The organism is Limnothrix sp. HT2024, from assembly GCF_059138625.1.
This window is the reverse complement of the sequence record NZ_CM181121.1, coordinates 3,039,185-3,062,909: the sequence shown is the minus strand read 5'-3', so window position 1 is coordinate 3,062,909 and position 23,725 is coordinate 3,039,185. Positions and strand designations below refer to the sequence as shown.

The window sequence follows — 23,725 nt, the reverse complement described above, 5'->3', positions numbered from 1 at the left end:
TGAGGACAGGCCCACAGCCCCTTGTCTATGTTTACTGGTGTCTATGTTTTATTTTTGTCTTTGCCTTTGTTTCTTGATGGAATGAATTAGCGATCAGCTTTGCCTCTTCATTTGACTTTTCAGATGTCTCCCAACCCCAATCTTTAGACCCCAAAAAGGGCGATCGCCCTCAGACGATCGCCCCATGCGAGATGAATTGAACCCAGCTTCCTAGCGGATATATTCCTTCAAGATGCTGTTGCGGTTCGGGTGGCGCAACTTCCGCAGGGCCTTCGCTTCAATTTGGCGAATTCGCTCGCGGGTCACGTTGAAAATTTGCCCAATTTCTTCCAGGGTTTTCATCCGACCGTCATCCAAGCCGTAGCGCAACCGCAGCACATCGCGCTCACGGGCGCTGAGCGTATCGAGCACGCTTTCTAGATCTTCCCGTAGCAGGTTCTTGGAAACGCGATCTTCCGGCGTTTCGCCGTCGGATTCAATGAAATCGCCCAGGCGCGAATCTTCTTCCTTCCCGATCGGGGTTTCCAGCGAAATTGGCAATTGAGCCGACTTGGCAATGAACCGCAACTTTTCGATCGTCATTTCCATCCGCGTTGCAATCTCTTCTTCCGTGGGCTTGCGACCCATTTCTTGAGACAGCAACTTGGTGGTTTTCTTAATCCGCGAAATGGTTTCGTACAGATGCACCGGTAGGCGAATTGTCCGAGATTGGTCGGCGATCGCCCGGGTGATGGCCTGCCGAATCCACCAAGTGGCATAGGTGGAGAATTTGTAGCCCTTTTCGTGGTCAAACTTTTCGGCGGCGCGAATCAAGCCCAAGCTACCTTCTTGGATCAAATCCTGGAATGACAGGCCGCGATTCATGTATTTCTTGGCGATCGAAACCACCAAGCGCAGGTTCGACTGCACCATTTTGTCCTTGGCGCGCCGACCCACATACAGCCGCTTGCGGAATTCCGGCAAGCCCATATTCAACGCTTCGGCCCACTCCCGATCGTTCGGTGCGCGATCGAGTTGATCCAGCAGCTTTTCATGGACCCGTTCGATTTCTAGCAGGTCAGCAATCTTACGGGCCAGTTCAATTTCTTCGTCGGCTCGCAGCAAGCGAATCCGACCAATTTCTTGAAGATATAGCCGAATTGAATCTTCGGTGTAGTGCTTTTTCTTAGCAGCCGTGCGGCGACGAGATGCGGCCGCTTTGCCAGGCTGCTCTTCCTCTTCCTCGTCGAGTTCGGCAGACGGGTCATCATACTCATCAATATCGACCTCATCTTCGTCCTCTGTGGTGAGTAGCTCTAGTTCGACCTCTACATCATCCACAGCATCAGTCAATACATTCATTTCTTCGAGTACGGTTTTGGCCTGGGTCATGCCGAGTCCTCTCGCTCCTTTCAACGAAGTAGGGTAGATATGCAGTGATCGGTGGGAAGTTGGAAACTGCGACGGTTGCGGAAACAGGCACTGAAGGGCTGGCAACGCCGCAGTCTGGGCTGGATTTTTTGCCGAGATCCAGATTAGCCCCAGATTTTTGAAATGTCCCAATAAACTGTAGCCTGTCTTACGAAATTTTGCCGGGACGATCGAAAATTTGCTGGCAATTAACTCCGGAAATCACAACAAACAAGCGAGAAACAACCGATTGGCCGCTGATTTGCCGCCCATGACCGATCTTGTGTCGGCTGAAGTGGGCAATTTGGCTAGGGTTTAAGTTATGAGTTATTGATATTTCCCTGGATAAGCGGCAAATGTTGTCAGCAGAGGAACGGTCTTTTTTCCTCGTGATCGCCCCGGCCATTGTCGCTGAAATACTTCCAGCGATTTCGTCTCCCTAGACAGGCTCGATTGGGGCTGATTTACAGACCTCCAAGGTGATGCTTTCGCGTTTTCTTGAGCCTTCCTCTGTTGTAACACGCTCTTTTCTAAATCACAGGGCTATTGATTTCATTTGGGTTTCATTTTTCGGGTTTTCATGTTTGGGATTTGAATCGGCCAATCCTTCAGGGCGTGAATAACAGTTCTGTGGATTGGGTGATTAGTCCGTCGATCGCGCATTCATCAATCCAGGATTGACCCAGTATTCAGCGACTATTCATTCATTGGACATTTGATCGATCGCCCGATCGATCTCGTGAGCCGTTGGTTTTGGGGAAGCCGGGTTGAGCGCGCCTTGCTCGATCACATCCCACAGCCGATCGACCGTCACAAACCGCCACCCCCGATCGCGCAGGGCCGGAATCAGTTGCGCCACGGTTTTGACCACATCGCGCCCGCCACAGGGCCCATCATGCAACACAATCAGCGAACCGTTTTGCACCTGATCCAAAACCCGCCGCTGCACCACCGCCGGCCCCGGATGCGTCCAATCTTCCGGCACAACGCTCCACATGACTGGTCGATATCCCCAACTGCGCCACTGAGCCAAGGCCCCCGGCAAAAATAGCCCGTTGGGTGGCCGCAAATCTCGCACATGGTGTTGCACCCAAGCCGGATCAAGCTGACAGGCCTGGGAGATCGCCCGTTGGGTACGTTTTAAATCCCGTTGCAGTTCGTCTGAGCTGAGGCGGGGAAACGATCGGTGATGGTAGCCATGGAGGCCAAGCCAATGGCCCGCGTCCCAAACTTGTTTGGCAACGGCAGGGGCCCGATCGACCCAACAGCCCAACCAAAAAAAGCTAGCGGTCACCTGCTCTTGATCCAACAGGCGCAACAGGGCTGGCGTATATTCCGGGTGGGGGCCGTCGTCAAAGCTGAGAGCAATTTCCCGGTGATCGGGATTTCCGGCCCACAGACCCAAGGGAAAGCTGGCCGCCAAAACGGGATAGAGGCGTGGATAGAGCCAAGCAAATTGCATTGCCGAATGGGCCAGCTACATTAGCAAATTAAGTTGGCGAGCTAAATTGGCGAGCTAAATTGGTGATCGCGCCGGACGGGGGCGAAGAGTTCTGCCGCCTGAACGTTACGGGTTCGTAGGATTGGTGTTCGTAGGATTAGCGTTCGTAGGATTGGTGCTGGGCAGCGCTTCGGCCGGTTGCAAAAGCCGCAGCGTGTTGAGGGCCCGTTCGTAGCCCTCGCGATCGCCCCGACGGGCGAATAACCGGGCCGCCTGTTGCAAGTTATCCACGGCCTCTTGCAAATTGCCTACGGCCGCTTGGGCGATCGCCCGATTGTGAAAGGCTTCCGCATCGTCCGCTGCGATCGCCAGGGCGCGATCGTAATCTTCAATGGCCCGGAAATAGGCCTGCTGTTGCACTAGCAAATTAGCGCGATTGAAATAGGCGTTGGCGTATCGGGGATCTAGTTCGATCGCCCGGTTATAGTCCGCCATCGCTGCCAAGGGATTGTCTAGGGCCGCGTAGGCCGTCGCCCGATCGTTATAGGCCTCTACTAAGGCCGGATTCAACCGCAGGGATTCTGAAAAAGCCTCGATCGCCTGCTGAAGCTTGCCCGCCGCCGCCAAGGTGGTTCCTCTGGCATAGGCCGCTTGGGCCTGTTGACTGCGGGCTGCATTCGGCTGGGCTGGTTTGGGTTGCGCCGGGCCCGGTGGCGTATTGCGGGCCGGTTGGGGCGATCGGGAGCGGGTCGGGTTGGTCGGTTGGGGGCGGCGCGGCTGGGATGGCCCTTGGGCCTGAGCGGCCGGCGCGATCAACAATCCAAGCAGCCCGATCGCCCCCAAAAGTCCCCAAAGTCGCCGCCCCTGTCCGTTGAATGGCTTCCAGCCGAACTGAGACTGATCAGACTGAGACTGATCAGACTGAGACCGATCGAACCCAGGCCGGCCGTTCTGATCGCCCGAAAATTGCCCGAGAACCGGTTGAGTCGATCGTTGTGGATCCTTAAGCCTCATCCGTCGGTTGAGAGTTAGAAGAAGGGTTAGATGAATCTCCCGGCGAAGCATCAAACAACGCATCCAGACGGCTGCGAGCATCTTCAACCGTGATTGACTTCATCACCAACAGGGGTTCACGGATCGGTTGTCCCCGATCGTCCAGCATTTCCGGGTGCAACGAGATGGGCGGTTGAGCCGGAGCCGCCCCCCGCGCTGGATGATCCATTCGATCGGCCGTGCGGCCCGCCTCAGTTCCCAGTGTGAAGAGATTGCGGACTAAATTCCCGATCGCCAAGAATGCCAACACTGCAAAGGCCAGGATATACAACACCTGTAGCACGGCCGTCGTCTCCCTAACGGATGATCTCTAAATAAATAGTCTCTAACATGATCTGAGAAGGCGATTACCCCGCCGAACCCGAAGGATTCTGTTCAGCCCGGAACCGCATTGCCACATGCCAGCATTCCTGAACTAGGTTGTGCCAAGGCATGAGGGTTGACGTTTCAACACCCACTTGGGCCCCCATGGCCTCAAAAAGCAACTGAGTGCTGCTCACTTCCTGTTGGGCCTGTTTGACCCTTGCCAGCAAGCTTTCCTGTTGCTCATCGCTCAAAAACGACAAGCGCTCCGATTCCAGCAAGGTGCGCGATCGCCCAAACCAATATTGAAAATCTTCAAGCAGCGGCTGCAAGACGGTCTTCAGCAGATTGGGATCGGGAGGGGTAGGAGCCGACATAGGCAAAGTGGAAACTAACCAATCTACATACAAGCTTAACGCTATTCATCTTTCGTAACATTTTTTTGGAAGATTTCGCATCATCTCTTTCAGCTATTTCAGCGCCGAGGGCCAAGCCATGGTCAGGACGAGGGCCAGTCGTCATGTTTTGGGATCACGCGAAAACGGTTAATTGTCCATGCCCTAACCACCCCAGACAAGGGGCTTAAGCCCCTTGCCCCCACGACTCCCACGATTCGCCCTTGCCCCCACGACTCCCACGATTCGCCCTTGCCCCACGACTCTCATGATTCGCCCTTGCCCCCACGACTCGTCACAGTGGAATCAGGGTTTTGGGCAATTGGACGACCCGCCCTAAAGCCCCAAATCAAACAGACGCGCAATCCGCTTGCGCACCCACTGCACCGGGTTGCTGTCATCCTCATCGGCCGCAATCAAGCCCAAGGCCCGAAGCTGAGCCTGTCGATCGCGCAATTCCTCTTGGCGCACGGACAGTTCCCGCACAATCACCTCCGCGATCGGGGGATGCTGTCGCAACAACTCCGTGAACCCCCGCTGATTAATGGCAAAGAGCAAGGTTTCCTCATTGGCGCTCACCGTTGCCGTGCGCGGAATGCCCAACATCAGCGCCAACTCCCCAAAAAAGCTCCCCGCCTCCAAATCCGTCAGGTGCTTATCCAACTCCGCCACAAACACCTTCACCGATCCCGACAGCACAATATAAAAGCTATTGCCCGGATCCCCTTCCCGAAATAGCAGCTCATCTGGCTTGAGGCGCTGACGGTAACCGCACTCAATCACCCGCCGCAGATCCAAATCATTTAGATGCGAAAAGTAGTGAACCCGTTTCAGGGATTCCGTCAGCAGGCTCGATCGTGTTTCGCTGGAAATTTGGCGTTGGGCCAAGGGTGCAGGGGGCATAGCGGCCGTTGGATCACTGCCGCGCCCAAGGGGATAGAGCACTTCCGGGTTCCGGAGCCACAAATCCCGCTGGGGAAAGGGAATTTCAATGCCCTGTTGATGGAATCGATATTCGATCGCGCAGTTGAGGGCATGGCGAGCATCAAACTCCCGTTCATAGCCCCGAATCCAAACCCGCAGATCAAAATCCAGCCCATGATCGCCCAACCCCAGCAAAATCACCGTGGGAGCCGGATCATCCAGCACCATGGACTCGGAATAGGCCACATCCAGCAGCAATTCCGTCACCACCAGCGGGTCACTGCTGTAGGCCGTGCTGACTTTGATATGAAGCCTTGCGGCTAAGTCGTTGTAGTGCCAATTGATGACCCGTTTTTCCACTAGATCGCTGTTGGGAACGATCACATGGGCCCCGTCCAGGGTGCGAATCACAGCCGATCGCAGGGCTACCTCCACCACATGCCCCGCCAGCCCATCGAATTCAATGAAATCCCCCACCCGAAGCTTGCGCTCCAAGAGCAGATTCAAGCCGCCCACAAAGTTTTTGGTGATGTTTTGCAGGCCCAAACCCACACCCACCCCCAAAGCTCCGGCCGGTACAGCGAGGGAATTGAGATTGAATCCGGCACTTTGTAAGAGCGCAACGAAAATCAAAACGCCGATGCCGTAACTAACAATGCCGGCGATCGGGCCGCGATTGCCCTCATCAATGCGGAGTTTGGCAAGCAGGCGGTTTTGCAGAAATCCCTTGATGATTTGCGCACCGCCGTAAACCAAGGCACTGTAGAGCACCAGTTGCAGTAAAAACCCAAGAGAAATAACCGTTTCGCCCAATTGAAACAGGGGCGTTTGCAGCAAATCCAGAAGGCCTTGCTGAAGGGGTTTGAACCAGTTCATGTTAGGGAGAGGTGAGCAACCTAGAGGCTGAAATCAAGCCAGACTAGCCGTTATTTGGCCGAATTACTGTAGTTGAGTTGCTCGGGTGAGGAATTGATTCTGAAGCAAAAATAATGTGATTTTTCAGCCGGGAACCGGTGATTTTTAAGCTGGAGGGGCAGTGGTGTTCGATTCTGAGGCTGTGGCCTGGGCCCGATCGCCCAGGGATTGCAGCCATTGACCCAGGGCCGGAGACTTGGACGTGAATTGCACCAAAACGTGATCCGGGCGATCGGGACTGGGGAGCACTTTGACATAAACTTCGCGGTTTTCCGGGCCTGGGGGCAGGGTATCCGGGGCCGAGGCTTCCGCCAGGTTCAGCTTGAGATTTGTTAGGGGCTTGGTTAAGGCCTGGGGGTTCGGGGCCGGGGCATTGCTGTCCGGGTCGATTGCCCCTTGGATTTTCAGCCAACCGCCTTTGGCAGACAACTCCACCAACGCAACGGCCCAAGCCTGACTGCTGACATGTTTGCCATCCAGGGGTTGGGCGGTGAATTGCAAGGGGGCGATCGGGTAGTAGGTTTCCTGTGCTCGTTCCAGGGTGAGGTGATAGGGCGCACCCACGCCGCCCACGTCGTAAATGGTGATTGGTTCGGGAACGCCCTTAGGCTGTACCTGTTGGGTGGCGGCAATGTTGACGTAATCGGAGCCGCCAGCTTCTTCAAGGGCCGATTCGGTAATTAGAATTTGTCCCCCGATCGTGTAGGACTCAATCCGATAGGTCAGGTTGACTTGGGCCCCCACCACGCCATATTTAGCCCGTTTGTAGGAACCAATGTTGCCGACCACCACTTCGCCCGTGTTGATACCAATGCCCATTTCCAAGGGTTGGTAGCCCATTTCGCGCATTTTGGCATTCACACCGCCCATGGCTTGCTGCATGGCGATCGCGCAGGCGATCGCCCGTTTGCCATCGTCCGATCGGGTGGTGGGGGCTCCAAACAACACCAAAATTCCATCCCCCATAAACTCATCGATCGTGCCCTGAAAGTCCGTGATCGCATCGGCCATGGCTTCCAGGTAGAGATTAATGATTTCGATCACCCTTTCCGGGGGCAACCGTTCGGCGGTGGCCGTGAACCCTCGTAGATCGGAGGTCAAGATGGTGATTTTTCGCCGCTCCCCGCCCATTTTTAGGCCTTCGGGATCTTCCAGCAGGTTGGCAACTACTTCATTGTTCAGATACCGGCCAAAGGTGTTGCGAATCTGGCCGGCGGTGCGGGCCAGGTACAGGGCCACCATGGTCGCTCCCACCAACCAAGACAGCAGGGGCGGCACAAAGGGAACCCACAGGCCTTGGATCATCGCCCCTTGGCAAATTCCCCACAACAGCAACACCAAGCCGCCGGAACCTCCAATGCCCCAAATGGCAATCCAACGGCGCGAGTCCGGCAGTCGCAACAGCCAAGCCAAGGTGGAACCAACGGCGGCCCAGCCCACAATCCACAACCACTCGATCGGCTCCTGCCAGGTGGTGAGGAGGGGGCGATTGTCGAGGGCGGCGGCAATCACTTCGCTGGTGAAGTGGGCGTGGATTTCAACCCCGGCCATTCTTTGGGGCAGCTCTAGGGGTTTACCGCTATAGGGCGTGAGGAAGAGATCGCGGCCGCTTTCGCTGATGTTGCCAATCAGCACCACCCGATCGCGGGCCCAGTTGGCGGGGAGTTTGCCATCCACCAAATCCCGCAAGGAAACGGTTTCAAAGGAGCCACTCCCGCCACGATAGTTCAGCAGCAGTTGGTTGCCCGCATCGTTGGCATGGATGTAGCCGCCGTCATGGCTCCGAAACCGCCGAAAAATGGCGTTTTTGAGCTGAAAGGCTCCGGGTTCGGCGGCCACGGATTCGGGTGCGACGTTTTCTGGGTATAGATACAGCAGGGCCAGGTAAAGACCCAAACCGTAGATTTTGTTGTCTTCTACGTCTTGGGTATCGATTAAAACCCGCCGCACTTTGCCATCCGCATCCACCACAAAATCATTGGTGCCCACTTGCCCTTTAGCGGCCAGGGCAGGAGGCGCGGCCACCCGATCGGCGGCGGTTTCCCCCCGCACCTTGGCAATGCCCACCAGGTAATCGGTGTTGTTAAACAGGCGCACCAGGTTGGCGTGGCCGGGTTCCTGGGGCAAGTCGCGGTAAATATCCAACCCGATCGCCCGGGGGCCCATGGCCTTTAACCGTTCGATCGCCTGGGCATAGACCCCATCGGGCAGGGTTGTGGTGCCAAACCGCTGCAAGTCGGCATCGGTGATCCCCACAATTGCCACGCGCCGATCGGGAGCCTCCGCCGGCCGGGCCTGGAGCATTTGGTCATAGGCCAACCATTCCAGCCCTTGCAGCAGACCCAATTCCCGCATTCCCAAAACGAAGCCGGTGGCTGTGGGAACCGCCAGCAGCACGCCTCGCCACTGCCAGACCCACCGTTTGAGGATCTTGGCCCAGGATTTCATAACTGCCACTCAACCGGAGAACCTAATTGGGAAATTGGGAAATTGGGATGGGGAACCTAATTCAGGAGTCGGGCGCTGGCGAGGTTTTGCAGGCCCACGGATTCCAACAGGCTTTGCCATTGATCCGGTTGGGTGGTTTGGAGGGCGATGGCCGTGGCCAAGGTGTCGTACCAGAGGCGTGCTTCTGCCAGGACTTGGGCCCGTTGGAAGGGATCGCGGGCTGCACTGAGGCGGCGGTTAACGCTGTCCGGCAGGGCCACGAGTTTCACTTCCCCGATCGCGGCCACATCGCTGGCTCGATCGCTGGGGTCACAAACAATCGAAAAAGCCCAATTGTAGGTTTTGCCCGTTTGCAGCGCCTTGCCAGGGCTGAGGAGGGACATTTTTAAAATCCCCGCCTGACCGGTGAGCGGCACGGCTTGGCGATCGACCAAGTTGCCATCTTGGTCGGCCACCACCAGTTCTGCGGTTTTGACCACCGTGGAGGGCACGTAAACAAATACTGTTGGGTTAGCGCTGGTGGCTTGACCTGACTGGTTTTGTGGTAGCAGCAGGGTCAAGTTGGGCCCCGTGGCCGCAATACATTCACCGCCTCGGGTGCCACCGCCAGTGGTGCGGTTGGGGCCGCCCCGATCTTCCGTTTGGGGAAACCGCAGCCCGGAGCGAGGTGCCCCAAAGCGAGTGCCACCCCCGATCGTGCGGTTGGGGCCGCCTCGGTTTTCGGTGTTGGGGAAGGCAGGCCCAGCGATCGAGGCGGCCTGGGCAGGGGCCAGGGAGAGGGCAATGCCACCGCATAGCAGCATGGCAACTGCGCTCCGAGTCGCCAAGTGGTTCCGAGTGGGCGTTTTTTTCTGAAGGTTGCTCATGACTGGTTCTCCAGCGTGCGTTGCACTGGCTTGCACCTGCATTGCCTGACGGGTTGATTACACCCTGCGATAGGAGTTTTGGACGAGAGAATGGGGGCCACAAGTTCCAATGCCGGGATAGGCAAGGGCGAGACCAACCGGGAGCCAACGCCCTGAAATGGGCTGACTGCCCTGGATCTCGCCGCTTCTGGGCAATGGAAATGGAATCTTGAATGGCTGATTCCAATCTTAGCTGGCTGTTTTCAGTTTGCCCCTAGCCACCAATCTGGGACATGGTACGGGCGTAGCGTCCGGTGGTTCCTGATTCGCGATTTTTGAAGTTGATCTCGGGTTTGGCTTGGATCAGTTGGCTAACTTGGGCCCGCAAATCCTGGAGGTCAACGCCCGATCGCAGTTGGCTTTTGAGGTCGATTTGGCTCGACTCATTCAGCAGACAGGGGCGCAACCAGCCATCGGCCGAAAGGCGCATTCGATTGCAGCGATCGCAGAAGCATTCCGACATTTGGCTAATGAAGCCGATCGTGCCCTTGGCTCCCGGAATTTGGAACACGTCGGCGGGGCCATTGCCGGTGACCCAACCGGTGGTCAGGCCCCAGCGCGATCGAATCCGTTGTCGCAACTGTTCTGAATCAATCCAACCCCGATCGGCAAACAGATCTTGATTCCCGATCGGCATGAACTCAATGAACCGCACATGCCACTGGCGATCGAGCGTCAGGGCGGCCAAGGCTTCCACCTCTTGGTCATTGATGCCCGGGATCACCACCACATTCAGTTTCAGCGGATCGAAGCCCACCCGGTGAGCCGCTTGGATGCCATCCCAAACCTGTTGCCAGCGCGATCGCCCCCGATTCCCAATAATCACATCAAAAGTTTCTGGAATCAGGGAATCCAAGCTGATATTAATCCGTCGTAATCCTGCGTCGTAGAGCGGTTGGGCCAAATCCTTCAGCAGAAAGGCATTGGTGGTGAGGGACAAGTCCAAGGTTTCTGGAAACTGCGCGATCGCCTGGGTAATTTCCACCACCCCCGGCCGCAACAGGGGTTCTCCCCCCGTGAGTCGAAAGCGCCGAAACCCTGCCGGCATCAGCACTTCCCGCAACAACAGCAGCAACTCCCCATCGGTCAGCAAATCCTGTTGCAACGCAAACTGCAAATCTGTTCCCTCGGGCATACAGTACTGGCAGCGGAAGTTGCAGCGGTCAATCAAACTGATGCGCAGATAATCAATCGTTTCAGCGGCCATAAGTGCCCAACCCAGTTCCTGACGAACTTGTTCGTGGCGATGTGGCCAATCATTATTCAGGATCTCGACCAAAATCCATGCTTTTTCTTGCCGGGTTCGTTCATACCTAATGGGTTATCCTTAATCGGTTCATCCGCTCCATGGGTTATCATCGGGGCATTCAAATGGCCATCCATATCAACGGCCATCTAAGTTGGTACACTTTTTTTGGCTCGTTAGCCCTTAAGGGCTGGCTGTGCCCGCGCTGTTCGCCGTGGACTGAGCCGCCGCCGATCGCCCGCCCGCTTCATTCGGTTTGGTCGATCGCGCTTGGTGTTTTCGTTGCCCGCCAACGACTCGCCAGCTCAGTGCCTCCCATCCAGCCGCCGCAATTAATAGATTTTTGAGTCAGATTTTTCGCGCTAATCAGTTTTTTTCAGTTTTTAATGACCTAGCATCGGGCCGCAGCATTTTGCATTGGCAGTCACGGTAACTGACTCGCCCAGCCCGATCGCTCCTATTGATTTCTTCATCAAAATGGCCGCTGGCAGCGAGGCTGTCCGATATGCTATTCCGTCTACCTTCTCGCTGACGACCCGTGACTACCGAAACCCTATCGCCCACCGTCACCCCCCCCGACTCCCGAGTCAACCGCCAGTTCATCGCCATTTTGGACTTTGGCTCCCAATATTCCGAACTGATTGCCCGTCGGATTCGCGAAACCCAGGTTTATTCCGAAGTTCTGTCCTATCGCACCTCCGCCGAGCAACTGCGGCAACTTAGCCCCAAGGGCATCATCCTGTCTGGCGGCCCCAGTTCCGTCTATGCCGATGGTGCGCCCCTGTGCGACCCGGAACTGTGGAACCTGGGCGTTCCCGTGCTGGGCGTTTGCTACGGAATGCAGTTGATGGTGCAGCAGTTGGGCGGCCTCGTAGAAGCAGCCGATCGGGGCGAATATGGCAAAGCGGCCCTGTTTGTGGATGATCCCACCGACTTGCTCACCAACGTGGAAGACGGTTCCACCATGTGGATGAGCCACGGCGATTCCTGCACCCAGTTGCCCAGCGGGTTTGAGGTTTTGGCCCACACGGACAACACCCCCTGCGCCGCAATCGCCGATCACCAACGCAAGCTCTACGGCGTGCAATTCCACCCGGAAGTGGTGCATTCCGTCGGAGGCGCGGCCCTCATTCGCAACTTTGTTTATCACATCTGCCATTGCCACCCCACCTGGACCACGGAAGCCTTTGTGGAAGAGTCCGTGCGCGAAGTGCGGGCCCGCGTGGGCGATAAGCGGGTGCTGTTGGCCCTGTCGGGTGGGGTCGATTCTTCCACCTTGGCCTTTTTGCTGCACAAGGCGATCGGGGATAACCTCACCTGCATGTTCATTGACCAGGGCTTCATGCGCAAAGGCGAGCCAGAGCGTCTGTTGAAGCTGTTCCAAGAGGAATTTCATATTCCCGTGGAATATGTCAACGCCCGTCGCCGCTTCATCAATGCCGTGGATGGAGTTTCCGATCCTGAGCAGAAGCGCAAAATCATTGGCCATGAATTCATTGCCGTCTTTGAAGAAGAATCCACCCGCTTGGGCCCCTTCGATTACCTGGCGCAGGGAACCCTGTACCCCGACGTGATTGAGTCGGCGGACACCAACATGGATCCCAAAACCGGCGAGCGCGTGGCTGTCAAAATCAAGAGCCACCACAACGTGGGCGGGTTGCCAGACAACTTGCGCTTCAAGCTGGTGGAACCGCTGCGGAAGCTGTTCAAGGACGAAGTGCGCAAGGTGGGCCGGGCCCTCGGCTTGCCCGAAGAGATCGTGAAGCGTCAGCCCTTCCCCGGGCCGGGCTTGGCCATTCGGATTTTGGGCGAAATCACCGATGAGCGGCTGGATATTCTGCGGGATGCGGATTTGATTGTGCGGCAAGAAATTAACCGTGCTGGCCTCTACAACGACGTTTGGCAGGCGTTTGCGGTGTTGTTGCCCGTGCGTAGTGTGGGGGTGATGGGCGATAAGCGCACCTATGCCTACCCGATCGTGCTGCGGATGGTGACCAGCGAAGACGGCATGACCGCCGATTGGGCCAGGGTTCCCTACGATTTGCTGGAGACCATTTCCAACCGGATTGTGAACGAGGTGGAAGGGGTCAACCGGGTGGTCTATGATGTGACCTCCAAGCCACCGGGCACGATCGAATGGGAATAGGGCTAATTGCGGGGGGACTCGATCGATCTTGATTAATCTCAATTGACCTCGATTTACGGAGCTTGATCGAGATTCGTTGAGGTCGATCGAACCAAGTGCCCCCAAAAGCTAACCCTCTAGCTTAACGAAATTTCCCCAATTAAACCGATCGATCCCCAATTTCCCCGCTCAATTCATTGATGCGGGGACGGTCATCCTGTGGAAAACTAAACATTTTCTGTGGAAAACTCGGCCGCCCTTGTGGAAAACTCAGGATTTTTAACCGATTATTAAATTTTCTTTAAACTTCCTGATGGGTGATTGAGTCCATGCTGTAGGTCAACTGATCACTCTGATAACCATTGGGTTCCACGTGGATGGTCATGCGCACGGGATGGTAGTGATCGCAAAGGGCTGACTCCACCGCTTCCGTGATGTCGTGGGCCCGGCGCACGTCCTCTGCCTCCACCACCAAATGCATTTCCATAAAGACTTGCCGCCCTAATACCCCGCGCGAGGCGATGTCGTGGCAGTTGACCACACCCGGCACGCTCATCACCAGGCTGTGAATTTCTTCGGGGGGAACGGCCATGGCATCGATCAACCAAGGCAGGTTCGATCGCAACACGTCCCAGCCACTCTTGAACACCAACAGGGCCACGGGGAACGCCAGGGTCACATCCAGCCAGCGCTGGCCCCACCAAACGCCCAATAACCCCCCAATCACTGTCATCGTGATCCACACATCACCCATAGTGTGGCGAGCGTCGGCCATCAGGATGTTGCTGTGGAGCTTTTGACCCCAATGGCGTTCGTAGACAGCCACCAAAATATTGATCCCCAACACCAGCACGGTCAGCCCGATCGCCGGGCCCGACACATTCACCGGCTCGCCCTGGCCGGTTAGTCGCTCGATCGCCCCTTGCATAATTTCAAAACAAGCCACTCCCAAAAATGCAGCGATCCCCAAGGCTCCCAGGGCTTCATATTTTTGGTGACCGTAGGGATGTTCCCGATCGGGGCGCGGATCGGCTAGCTGGCTGGTAACCAACCCCAGCACGTTGCTGGCGCTGTCCGTCACACTGTGCAAGGCATCGGCCAACAGGCTCAAGGATCCGGTGGCCCAACCCACGAGGGCTTTGATCACCAACACCACAAGATTCAGCAACAGCGTCAGCCACAGGATATACCGAATCTTTCGCTGACGTTTATCGGGGCTAAGGAAACTGGTAGAGGCAGACATGGTGTTAGGCGGTGGTCAAGCCAAGAGACCGCGAGGGAGGTTGAAAAAGGATCAATGCTTTTGAGCATCGCTTTGGAGCATCGCTTCTGAGCATTGCTTTTGGGCATCAAGACTCATCAGCGTGACTAGATGCATCGAGGGTGGGGCGATCGGGAGCAGATTCAACATCCAGCTTCTTCGCCCGTTGCCCTTGGAATTGTTGCCAAATGCCAGCAGACCAAAACGACACCAGGGCGATCGCAAACCAGTTCACGCGATCGTTAGAAGCGTTCAGGGCCACCGCTGGCCAAACGTAGGGAGCAACGAATTGCAACAGGGCGATCGTGCCAAACAAGCCCCATCCCAGTTGGCCATAGCGTTGCCAAATCCAGATGCCTGCCAATGCCGCTAGGATGGGCATCCAACCATAAAGGAACTGCAAACCAGCATCGAGCGTTTCCATGGGCCTTGTCAGCGATTAGGGAAATGGGGCGTTTGGCAACTAATACATTGGCCACTGACACATTGGCGACCAATGCATGGGTCACTCATTCACAAACGCCAATTCACTAGTTAATTAACTGGCTAATCCTCTGCTGAAGTCACTAGCTTGATTGACCAGATGAACTAACCAGATGAATTAACCAAATTCATCAACCAAATTCATCAACCAGAAAACTGATAGGCAAACTGCGTTTTAGTGATCGCCTTTGGGTCATACCAATCAGTGAGGGATTGGAGACCATCGAACAGTTTTTTGGCGCGGAGGGCGCTGCGAGCGGAAAAGTTTTCCGCATCTTCGCCGTAAGCAAACGAAAACTCAACCACTGAAGGCTGTGCTTGGCGATCGGGATCCACATACCAGGCCGTGAGGGCCACTTCTGCGTCCTGTTTGCCAAAGTCAATGATCGCCCCGCGTTGCACAAACTCTTTGGCAACAAACTGATTCACAACGGTCAAGGGTTTGCTGGCCGACAGTTCCAGGGAATCAACCCCCGGGAAGTTGGTGGCCAAATCTCCGATCGTTGTCCAATTTGCCGATTCCACAACGGCACTCGTGGAATGGGAAAACTGACTGCGGAAGGGGGGAACAATGTCCTCTTCAAATTTGGTTTCGCCCTTGAGCGTGGGGGTGGAAACATCTGCGCCCCAAGCAATGTAGCGATCGGGCGATCGATACTTCAGCATCACCTTCGTGCGGGCGGGTTTGCCGGCCTTCAGTTCCACCCGACGGCGCACGATGTAGCCGGTGTTGAGCAAGTCATGTTCCGGTGTGTCCAAAAACACCACTTCCCGCTTCACCAATTCGCTGAGTTCGCCCGTCACCTTCAGACCCAAACCTTCCGCGAGGTTGCGAACAACTAACCAAAATCGATCGACTCCAGCCGCCCGATCGGTAAATTGATTCGCCTGCAAAATCACTTTGTATTCACGAGATGCAACACAAGACATGGGCAAGCCTTCTAAACAGTAATGTCCTGGGGAGAGAAAGCAGTGGGAGCGATCGGGGCCATGGCGGTGATCGTCTGTGGGGTGATCACCCCAGCAAAATCGGTACTGATCAATACCTAAGATGACTGAAAATGCCTCGGTTATCACTCAGCTTACTGCTCCTTATCCTTCATAACCCAAATCCCTTAAAAAGGAAGACTCAAGTTCATGAACTGTCACTTATAAGGGCTTGATCCTAGCTTCCATAATTACTTCGTAACTGCCAATAATTGCCGTTTGCGGGCAACCATGATTACGAGTGGTTCGTGACAGCAACATGGCAAGGGAAGATTCATAGAAAATCGTTCCTAATCGCAAAACTTAAGCAAGATCTATCGATCGGTTTTGGGCATTGGTAAACGGTGACGCGATCGCCCAAATGGCACGATCATTCGCCGGTTCCTGGGTCAATCACCCGCCAAGCACCGCCTCGCTGGCTTGCTATGAATTGCTAATTGCTGAAAATAGACATGGCCTCGGCTTCGTCCGTTTCGCTTCGCGATTGGGGCTTCCGGCCTAGGAGCCAATAGGTGGTCATCATGCCACGTCCTTTAACTTCCAGTTCACCACGCGGCTCTAATAGGAATTCTTGGCGCAGGGTTTCGTAAACCGCTTCGGTGACCTGAATTTTGCCGGGTTCTCCCTGGGTTTCCATGCGGCTGGCCACGTTCACCGTGTCGCCCCACAGGTCGTAGGCGAATTTCTTGATTCCAATCACTCCGGCCACCACGGAACCGGTATTGATCCCAATCCGAATTTGGAAGGGCTGGCCGCTGGGGGTGGTGAATTTGGAAATGGCCGCTTGCATGTCCAAAGCCAGTTGGGCCACGGCTTGCACGTGGTCGGGCTTGGGAACGGGCAAGCCGCCCACGGCCATGTATTCGTCCCCGACGGTTTTGATTTTTTCGAGGTCGTGGTTTTCGGCCAGTTGGTCAAAGGTGGAGAAGATTTGGTTGAGGAGGTTCACCAGCTCGATCGGGCGCATTTGGGCGGAAACGGGCGTGAAACCAACCAAATCAGCGAACAGAATGGTTGCTTCGGCATATTGCTCCGCCAAGGATCCTTCGCCCTGTTTGAGGCGTTCGGCGATCGCCTTGGGCAAAATGTTCAGCAACAGGCGATCGGACTTTTCTTGCTCCATCACCAGGGCTTCTTCCGCCTGTTTGCGCTCGGTGATGTTTTGGATCGTGCCTTCGTAATACAGCAGTCGCCCATCCCCATCAAAGACCGTGCGGGCATTTTCGGAAACCCAAAAGGTATCGCCATCGCGATCGAACACTTGCGACTCAAAGTTATAGATCGTGCCTCGATCGGCAATGACCGTGAGGAAGCTGTCCCATCGTTCTGGATCCACATAGAACCGGCGGGTGCGATTTAAGCCCATGGGGCCGAGCATTTCCTCGATCGAGTCGAAGCCAAACATTTTAGCCAAAGACTGGTTCCCCCCCAAAAACTGACCATTGGGGGCGCATTGAAAAATCCCTTCCACCGCATTTTCCACAATGCTGCGGTAGTTTTCTTCGGCCCGTTGCAGGGCCTCTTCCATTTGCTTGCGATCGGTCACATCCCGGGCCATCGCCAAGAAAATTTTCTGGCCTTGGGATTCGCGCATTCCCACCCGGGTTTCCACGGGCAAGGTGCGGCCGCTCTTGCAGCGATACATGCCTTCCACGGTCACGGGCTGCCCTGGCTTCATCATGGCCCAGATTCGATCGTGCTGATCCAAGGAAGCGAGGGTGTCGATCGCCCGCACATTCATTTGCAGCAGTTCCGCCTTGGAGTAGCCCAACACGGTGCAAACCTGTTGGTTCGCATCCAAAATTTGCCCATGCACGTCATGCACCAACATCAAATCGCCGCTGGCCTGTTCCGTCAGCATCCGGAATTGGGCTTGGCTTTCACTGAGGGCCTGTTCCGCCTGTTTGCGCTGGGTGATGTTGTCCGTAATGCAAAGCAGATAGGCTACGCCTCCGTTGGGATCAAACAGCGGCACTTTCACCGTGCGCAACACTAGGGATTCATTGGGCCCAGTCACCTGCTCTTCGGGAATTTCTAGCTCGCGCCGCTCTTCCACGGCCTGCACGTCCTGTTCCAGGATGGTGGTGGCTCGCTTAATGGGAAACAAATCATCGGCGTTTTTGCCCAAGGCCCGATCGCGCGGAATACCAAAGAGCTTTTCGCTGGCTCGATTCCAGAGCACAAACCGGAAATCCTGCCGCACATCCTTGACATAAACCGCCAACGGAATGTGCTCAATAATGCCGTCAATGAAACGCTTGGCCCGCAGCACCTCGGCAATCAGTCGCTTGCGCTCGGTGATGTCTCGAATCGCCAGGACGGCACTGGTTTGGTTGTGGTTAGGCGCGCCGTCGGGATCCGGCAACGTCACATTAGACCAAGCAATTTCTAGGGAATAGCGATCGCCCGCTGAGTTGTGAAATTCGTAGGCCGTGTTGCCCGAACCGATTTCCAACGCCCGGGCGACCGGATGCAGAGACGTGGGCAGTTGTTTGCCACGATGGATCAGAGGCAAGCAGTCGATTAAATCTTGGCCAATGACTTGCTCATGGGACTGCTGGACTAACCGCTCAAAGGCAGGATTACACCATTGCACTTTGCCCGCTGGATCTGTCCAAACGAGGGCATCGCGCACGGAGCCAAGAACCGTTTCCAGCTTCTCCAGGGTCGATCGCAACTCATCGCGGGACACCTCCAACAGCGCCAAGGCCCGCCGCCGCTCCATTTCCTCCAGGCGCTGTTGGGAATAGCGCAGGTCTTCTTCTAGGCCTTTGTAGTCCGTGATGTCATGAACCACCAACAGGGCGCATTCCATCCCGTGGAGATAGAGCAACTCCGCCGACAGCAACACCGTGCGAATGTCTCGGCCCTTGGTGCGAACCGGAATTTCCTGGTTGCGGATGCTGCTGCCCCGTTGCAGGGTCTGCATCACGGCCAGGCGATCCTCTGCCCGCAGCCAGATGTTGAATTCCATGCTGGCAAAGCCCATCATTTCCTCGAAGCTATAGCCAAAAATGTCGAGGAAACTGTCGTTGAAGTCCAAAACGCAACTGTTATCCAGTTGCATCAGACAAATGCCGCTGGGGCTGGCGTAAAAGATTTTGGAAAACTTGGTTTCGGAGAGGCTGAGGGCGCTGGTTCGTTCACGGATGCGTTCTTGGAGGGTGTCCCGATCGCGCTCAAAGGCCGCCATGGCCGCCCGCAACTCCCGCATCATCAGCCGCACTTGGCGGGCCGCTTCATCTAGCTCTCGCAGGCCCGTGGGTTCAATGGGCCCCGTAATGTGACCGCTGGCCATGGTTTGGGCCGTTTGGGCAAACCGAGCCAAGGGCTGCTCAATCAGCCGCAGCAACAACCAGGCCACACCCAGGGCACAGCCCACCGAAAGAAAGAGAACAGCAACGGTGAGGGCATTGCTACCTGGATCGCTGAGGCTATCGATCGGGGCGGCCACCAACACCACCCAGTTGGGTAAATTCGGATTTTCCAGGGGTTGGGCCCAAAGGCGATAGGTTTGGTTGCCCAGGCGAATCGTGGTCGATCGCTCCCCATCCCACTGTTCTAAGGGGCCGCTGGCCTGCTGCCAACGCTCCAGCAACAGGGGCCAGCGATCGCGGGCTGGCGGCTGACCGGCCTGGGTCGATCGCTCACTCAGGGCCAACAGTCGCCCCGATCGATCCACCACCGCCACATCCACATCCCCCAACTGGGCCAGTTCCACCCCCAACGGTTGCAAAGACACCGCCGACACCGACACCCCCAAGCGCCGGCCATCGGCCCCCACCACCGGCTCCGCAATCGCCGCGATCGGGGTTGCCGTCTGTTCGCTCAGGGGCCACAGAAACCAAGTGGGCCGGCCCGCCAAGGTCGCTGCCCGAAACCAAGACTCCCGCTCGATCGCAAAATCGCCCTGGCTGCGCAGCAGACCCGATCGATCCCCTTGGCTGTTGGTGTTGTAAATGGCCAGCCCCTGATTCGGCTTCGGCGGCGCAGCCCACAGCAGCAAAGATCCCGTTTCCGTGCGTTCCACCGCCGTTAGGGCCCCATTATCCCGGCCAAAAGCCGCAAATCGCAGGGCCCGCGATCGCTGGGACTGTTGCCACAGCCAACGCTCCAGGTCTTGGGGACTTTGGGCCCACTGGCCCCAGCGGGCCCCATCGCCCAAGGATTGATTAAGCTGAATTGCACCTTGCAAGTGGCTCACCAGTCGATCGCTAGCCCGGGCCCCCAACACCTGCTGCCATCGCTGGGCCGTGCGATCGCTTAAATCACGCACCTGCCAGCCATAGATCCCTTGGCTAATGACCAACGCCACCCCCACCGGCAGCACCACCCCCAGCCCCAGCAGCCAACGCAACGACAGCCGCCTTGGGCTACCGCCGATGCCATCACCTGTCTGTCCTCCCACCAAACCCATTCGCTTCGTTCCTTTGTGGCCGTTGGGCAACCCGATCGCTCGGCCCCAACCCCTTTTATCAGGCTTTGGTCAGCCCATCAGCCTCGCTGCGTCCAGTTTGTCCTGCGCTCATGTCCTAGCTTAATCAACAAAATCATCAATCCAATATCACCACCTCGATCGCCACCCCGATCGACAAAAAAGGAGGATGTCCCCATGGAACATCCCCACCATTATCTTCAAATTGTTTCAGATCCCCGGATTTCAACGAAAAGGATCCAGAAATTGAGTTTCCAAACTCGCTTTGAAGCGGGTTTCTATCTGTTGCCTCAACCGAGTCTCGAACCAGCTTCGAGGTCAGGATTCAGGACGCTTACAGACCCACACCCACCAGCGTCTTTTGGGTCAGACGCTCATAGGCTGCCCGCATCTTCAGGCCCGTCAGCACTTGGAACAGACCCGAACCATTGTTCGAGCCAGGGTAGTCACGGTGTTTCAGCAACAGCTCCGTCATTTCGCCGTAGTACTTCGCAGAGGTGTTGCTCAGGTGGCTTTCTACGTAGATCATCTCTTCGAGATTCTCGAACTGACCATCCACTTCCAGCACCGAAACTTGGTTGCCGTAGTAGGTGTCAGGCCCATAGAACAGCTTCATACCGGGGTAAGAGCAGGTCAGCTTGCGGCCGCAGGGAGTCCAGTAGATCGTGGAACCTTCATCAAACAGATACACCGGCTCGAATCCTTCAACACCCGTGCGTTGCATCATCCGCACTCGCAGGATCTTGCGCTCTTCGTCGTTGGCGATCAACTGCGTCGGCAGAATTTGCAGCACCACATCAGCGTGGGTCTTTTGCGGGTCAATGTAAGCCTCAAAGTCCGGACGACGGGCCTCGATCGCGGTCAGCACATCCTCATAGGTGTGACCCCGCTCAGCCATGTCGCGTTGGATCTTCCAAGCGATTTTCACCTCATCGCTGATATCGAGGTAGACGCTAAAGTCCAACAGACTGCGAACGCGCTCGTCATAGAGCGGGTGCAAGCCCTCAATCACCACAATGTGGTTGGGGTGTACCACTTCCGGCGGATCGATCAGGCCGGTTTCGTGGTTGTAGATGGGCTTATTGATGGTTTCGCCATTCTTAAGGGCTTTGATCTGCTCATACATCAGATCAAAGTTATTGGCTCTCGGATCCAGAGCCGTCACACCCGCTTCCTTACGTTGCTTGCGGTCTAGACTGTGGTAATCGTCCAGACAGATCACGGTCATTAACTCTGCGCCGAACAAGTCTTCTAGGCGACGCAAAAAGGTCGATTTACCGCACCCGGAATCGCCGGCCACACCAATTAAGACGACGCGATCTGGCTTGCTGGTCATAAGTTTCCTCTATATCACTAGACACTTTGGCTGGGATGTGTGGCGTGCTCGGCAGCGAACAGCGCCTAAGAAAATCCCTGCAATTATCGCAGTCAATTGATGCACGATCAAAGCGACTCGATCAAAATCATGCACTACATCGGGTCTGCGCTCTATTTGGCATGAACCCCAGTGGCATGAATTACACCGAGAACCGTTGCTTTGGGACATGAATCGGCCATTGATGATCTCCAAAGGAGAGGGCAGCAAGTGCTGATTCGAGACCCCAATGAAGCGGCCGTTGACCTGTCGCGATCGCTGCGACCAGCGATGTGCAGGGCCGGGGCCGATCGGGCGTTTCGTCAATCGCTGGGTTGCCGTTGCGAAACAGTGATCGGTCACCAAAGCACGATCAGAGTCACGTTGCTGAAGGATTGATGAAAACCAGCACTCCCCAAGCAACTTCCGCAAGCGTTAACCGCAACGTTGCAATCGCACAAGTTGTTTAACGAGCACGTTGTCTAAAATTAATAGTTCGTTAAGTATTTTTACTAAGCGAACCGTCAGTAGCGTATCAGACTGATATCGTTCGTGCAAGTTTAGGTTAATGGGGGTCTTGCTTGGCCGATCGCCCCATTCTTTACCTGGCCAGCGAGCTGCCATTGCCCCCGCAAGCGCAACCGTTTCTCGAATCCCAGCGAAGGCCTTGCATCAGAGGGGCTAAAATCTTTGCAGATCGAAACCCACTCCTAAACGTTGATTAGAGTCATAGCAAGTCATGTATAGTCCCAGTGCAGCCGGGAGCGCCAGCAACACAACTGCCGGAAACCGCGTATTTCGTTACGAAGTAACCGGGTTACGTCAAAGCAGTGAATCCGATAAAAACGGTTACGCGATTCGCAAGAGTGGCAGCGTGTTCTTTAACGTGCCCTACAGCCGCATGAATGATTTCATGCGTCGCATCGCTCGGCTCGGGGGCAAAATTGTCAACATTGTGGCGGTGACCGTGGATTCGGGCCATGATGGCTTGACCCCAGCCGCTCCGGTGGCCGCCGCCGCCGCGCCGGAACCGACCCCGAGTGCTCCGGCCGAGCCGCCCGCCGCCGTCAGCCATGAGCATATTTTCCCCACGGATGTACCGGTCAACACCTACAAGCCCAAAAATCCCTTCACGGGCAAGGTGATTTCTAATGAAGGTCTGGTGCGCGAAGGGGGCGAAGGGGTGGTGCAACACATCACCTTTGACCTGAGCGGCGGCAACCTGCGCTATCTGGAAGGCCAAAGCATCGGCATTATCCCGCCCGGAACGGACAAGAACGGCAAACCCAACAAGCTGCGTCTGTACTCGATCGCCTCAACGCAGCATGGTGACCTGCTCGATGACAAAACGGTTTCCCTCTGCGTTCGTCAATTGGTTTACACCAACGAAGCGGGCGAGCGGGTTGAAGGGGTTTGCTCCACCTTCCTGTGCAACGTGAAGCCCGGCGATGACGTGACGATCACGGGGCCCGTGGGCAAGGAAATGCTGTTGCCCGTGGATCCGAACGCCAACATCATCATGATGGGGACTGGAACGGGGATTGCACCGTTCCGCGCCTTCCTGTGGCGGATGTTTAAGGAAAACAACCCGGATTACCAATTCAAGGGTCTTGCTTGGCTGTTCTTTGGTGTGGCTTATACCGGCAACGTCCTGTACAAGGACGATCTGGAAAAAATGCAGGCGGAAAACCCTGACCATTGCCGGATCACCTACGCCATTTCTCGGGAACAGAAGAACGCCCAAGGCGGCAAGATGTACATCCAAGACCGCATTAAGGAAAATGCGGATGAGCTGTGGGCGTTGGTGCAACAACCCAATACCCATGTTTACATCTGCGGTCTGCGTGGTATGGAGCCGGGCATTGACGAGGGGATGTCGGCGGCCGCGTCTAAGTTTGGTGTGAACTGGGCGGATTATCAGAAGCAAATGCGCAAGGAAGAGCGCTGGCACGTGGAAACCTACTAAACCTTGAGGGTTCAGCTTCTACCCCGGTTTTGGGCTGGAATGGCTGAGTTGGTTTAGGAATTGCCATGAAATTGAGGGGGCCGTTGCGATCGCGA

General features: G+C 56.0%; 17 protein-coding genes. 3 read left to right on the top strand and 14 right to left on the bottom strand.

What is annotated here, in order from left to right; translation table 11 throughout:
- Positions 1–210: 210 nt before the first annotated feature.
- The 9 genes from rpoD to moaA form a co-directional block, all read right to left on the bottom strand.
- The gene (gene rpoD, locus AC2IAX_RS12400) at positions 211–1,371 is read right to left on the bottom strand and encodes an RNA polymerase sigma factor RpoD (protein WP_494387762.1); all 1,161 of its coding nucleotides are present in this window, start codon (positions 1,369–1,371) and stop codon (positions 211–213) included.
- Positions 1,372–2,089: 718 nt separating this feature from the next.
- Positions 2,090–2,851, bottom strand: a complete 762-nt coding sequence (locus AC2IAX_RS12395; protein ID WP_494387761.1) for a polysaccharide deacetylase family protein — start codon at positions 2,849–2,851, stop codon at positions 2,090–2,092.
- 105 nt (positions 2,852–2,956) lie between these two features.
- Positions 2,957–3,844 carry a tetratricopeptide repeat protein gene (locus AC2IAX_RS12390; RefSeq protein ID WP_494387760.1) on the bottom strand — a complete coding sequence of 296 codons (888 nt, stop codon included), beginning with the start codon at positions 3,842–3,844 and terminating at the stop codon, positions 2,957–2,959.
- A complete protein-coding gene (locus AC2IAX_RS12385; protein WP_494387759.1) occupies positions 3,834–4,166 on the bottom strand; it encodes a DUF2973 domain-containing protein in 333 nt (110 codons plus the stop codon). The genes AC2IAX_RS12390 and AC2IAX_RS12385 overlap by 11 nt, the downstream gene beginning before the upstream one ends.
- A gap of 64 nt (positions 4,167–4,230) precedes the next feature.
- A complete protein-coding gene (locus AC2IAX_RS12380) occupies positions 4,231–4,563 on the bottom strand; it encodes a DUF2605 domain-containing protein (protein ID WP_099532249.1) in 333 nt (110 codons plus the stop codon).
- Between the two features lie 354 nt (positions 4,564–4,917).
- Complete coding sequence (locus AC2IAX_RS12375) at positions 4,918–6,381, bottom strand: cyclic nucleotide-binding domain-containing protein (protein WP_494387758.1); 1,464 nt, start codon at positions 6,379–6,381, stop codon at positions 4,918–4,920.
- Between the two features lie 144 nt (positions 6,382–6,525).
- Positions 6,526–8,868, bottom strand: coding sequence for a CHASE2 domain-containing protein (locus AC2IAX_RS12370; protein ID WP_494387757.1), 2,343 nt, complete (start codon positions 8,866–8,868; stop codon positions 6,526–6,528).
- A 56-nt stretch (positions 8,869–8,924) separates the two neighbouring features.
- Positions 8,925–9,671 (bottom strand): DUF928 domain-containing protein, encoded by a 747-nt coding sequence (locus AC2IAX_RS12365; protein WP_494387756.1) that lies wholly within the window; start codon positions 9,669–9,671, stop codon positions 8,925–8,927.
- Between the two features lie 316 nt (positions 9,672–9,987).
- Positions 9,988–10,980, bottom strand: a complete 993-nt coding sequence (gene moaA / locus AC2IAX_RS12360) for a GTP 3',8-cyclase MoaA (RefSeq protein WP_494387755.1) — start codon at positions 10,978–10,980, stop codon at positions 9,988–9,990.
- Between the two features lie 577 nt (positions 10,981–11,557).
- Between moaA and guaA the strand changes: the two genes are divergently transcribed.
- Positions 11,558–13,165 carry a glutamine-hydrolyzing GMP synthase gene (gene guaA, locus AC2IAX_RS12355; RefSeq protein ID WP_494387754.1) on the top strand — a complete coding sequence of 536 codons (1,608 nt, stop codon included), beginning with the start codon at positions 11,558–11,560 and terminating at the stop codon, positions 13,163–13,165.
- Between the two features lie 280 nt (positions 13,166–13,445).
- Here the strand turns inward: guaA and cdf31 are convergent, their stop codons facing one another.
- The 5 genes from cdf31 to AC2IAX_RS12330 form a co-directional block, all read right to left on the bottom strand.
- Entirely contained in the window at positions 13,446–14,387 is a 942-nt protein-coding gene (gene cdf31, locus AC2IAX_RS12350) for a CDF family zinc efflux transporter Cdf31 (RefSeq protein WP_494387753.1), read from the bottom strand.
- Positions 14,388–14,493: 106 nt separating this feature from the next.
- Positions 14,494–14,829 carry a hypothetical protein gene (locus tag AC2IAX_RS12345; protein WP_494387752.1) on the bottom strand — a complete coding sequence of 112 codons (336 nt, stop codon included), beginning with the start codon at positions 14,827–14,829 and terminating at the stop codon, positions 14,494–14,496.
- Between the two features lie 203 nt (positions 14,830–15,032).
- Positions 15,033–15,818: a hypothetical protein gene (locus tag AC2IAX_RS12340; protein ID WP_494387751.1), complete on the bottom strand. Its 786-nt coding sequence runs from the start codon at positions 15,816–15,818 to the stop codon at positions 15,033–15,035.
- 490 nt (positions 15,819–16,308) lie between these two features.
- A complete protein-coding gene (locus AC2IAX_RS12335; protein ID WP_494387750.1) occupies positions 16,309–20,292 on the bottom strand; it encodes a PAS domain S-box protein in 3,984 nt (1,327 codons plus the stop codon).
- Positions 20,293–20,644: 352 nt separating this feature from the next.
- Entirely contained in the window at positions 20,645–21,646 is a 1,002-nt protein-coding gene (locus AC2IAX_RS12330; RefSeq protein WP_494387749.1) for a phosphoribulokinase, read from the bottom strand.
- A 249-nt stretch (positions 21,647–21,895) separates the two neighbouring features.
- Between AC2IAX_RS12330 and AC2IAX_RS12325 the strand changes: the two genes are divergently transcribed.
- A complete protein-coding gene (locus AC2IAX_RS12325; RefSeq protein WP_494387748.1) occupies positions 21,896–22,063 on the top strand; it encodes a hypothetical protein in 168 nt (55 codons plus the stop codon).
- Between the two features lie 340 nt (positions 22,064–22,403).
- A complete protein-coding gene (gene cpcD/petH / locus AC2IAX_RS12320; RefSeq protein WP_494387747.1) occupies positions 22,404–23,630 on the top strand; it encodes a bifunctional rod-capping linker CpcD/ferredoxin--NADP reductase PetH in 1,227 nt (408 codons plus the stop codon).
- The last annotated feature ends 95 nt before the right edge of the window (positions 23,631–23,725 follow it).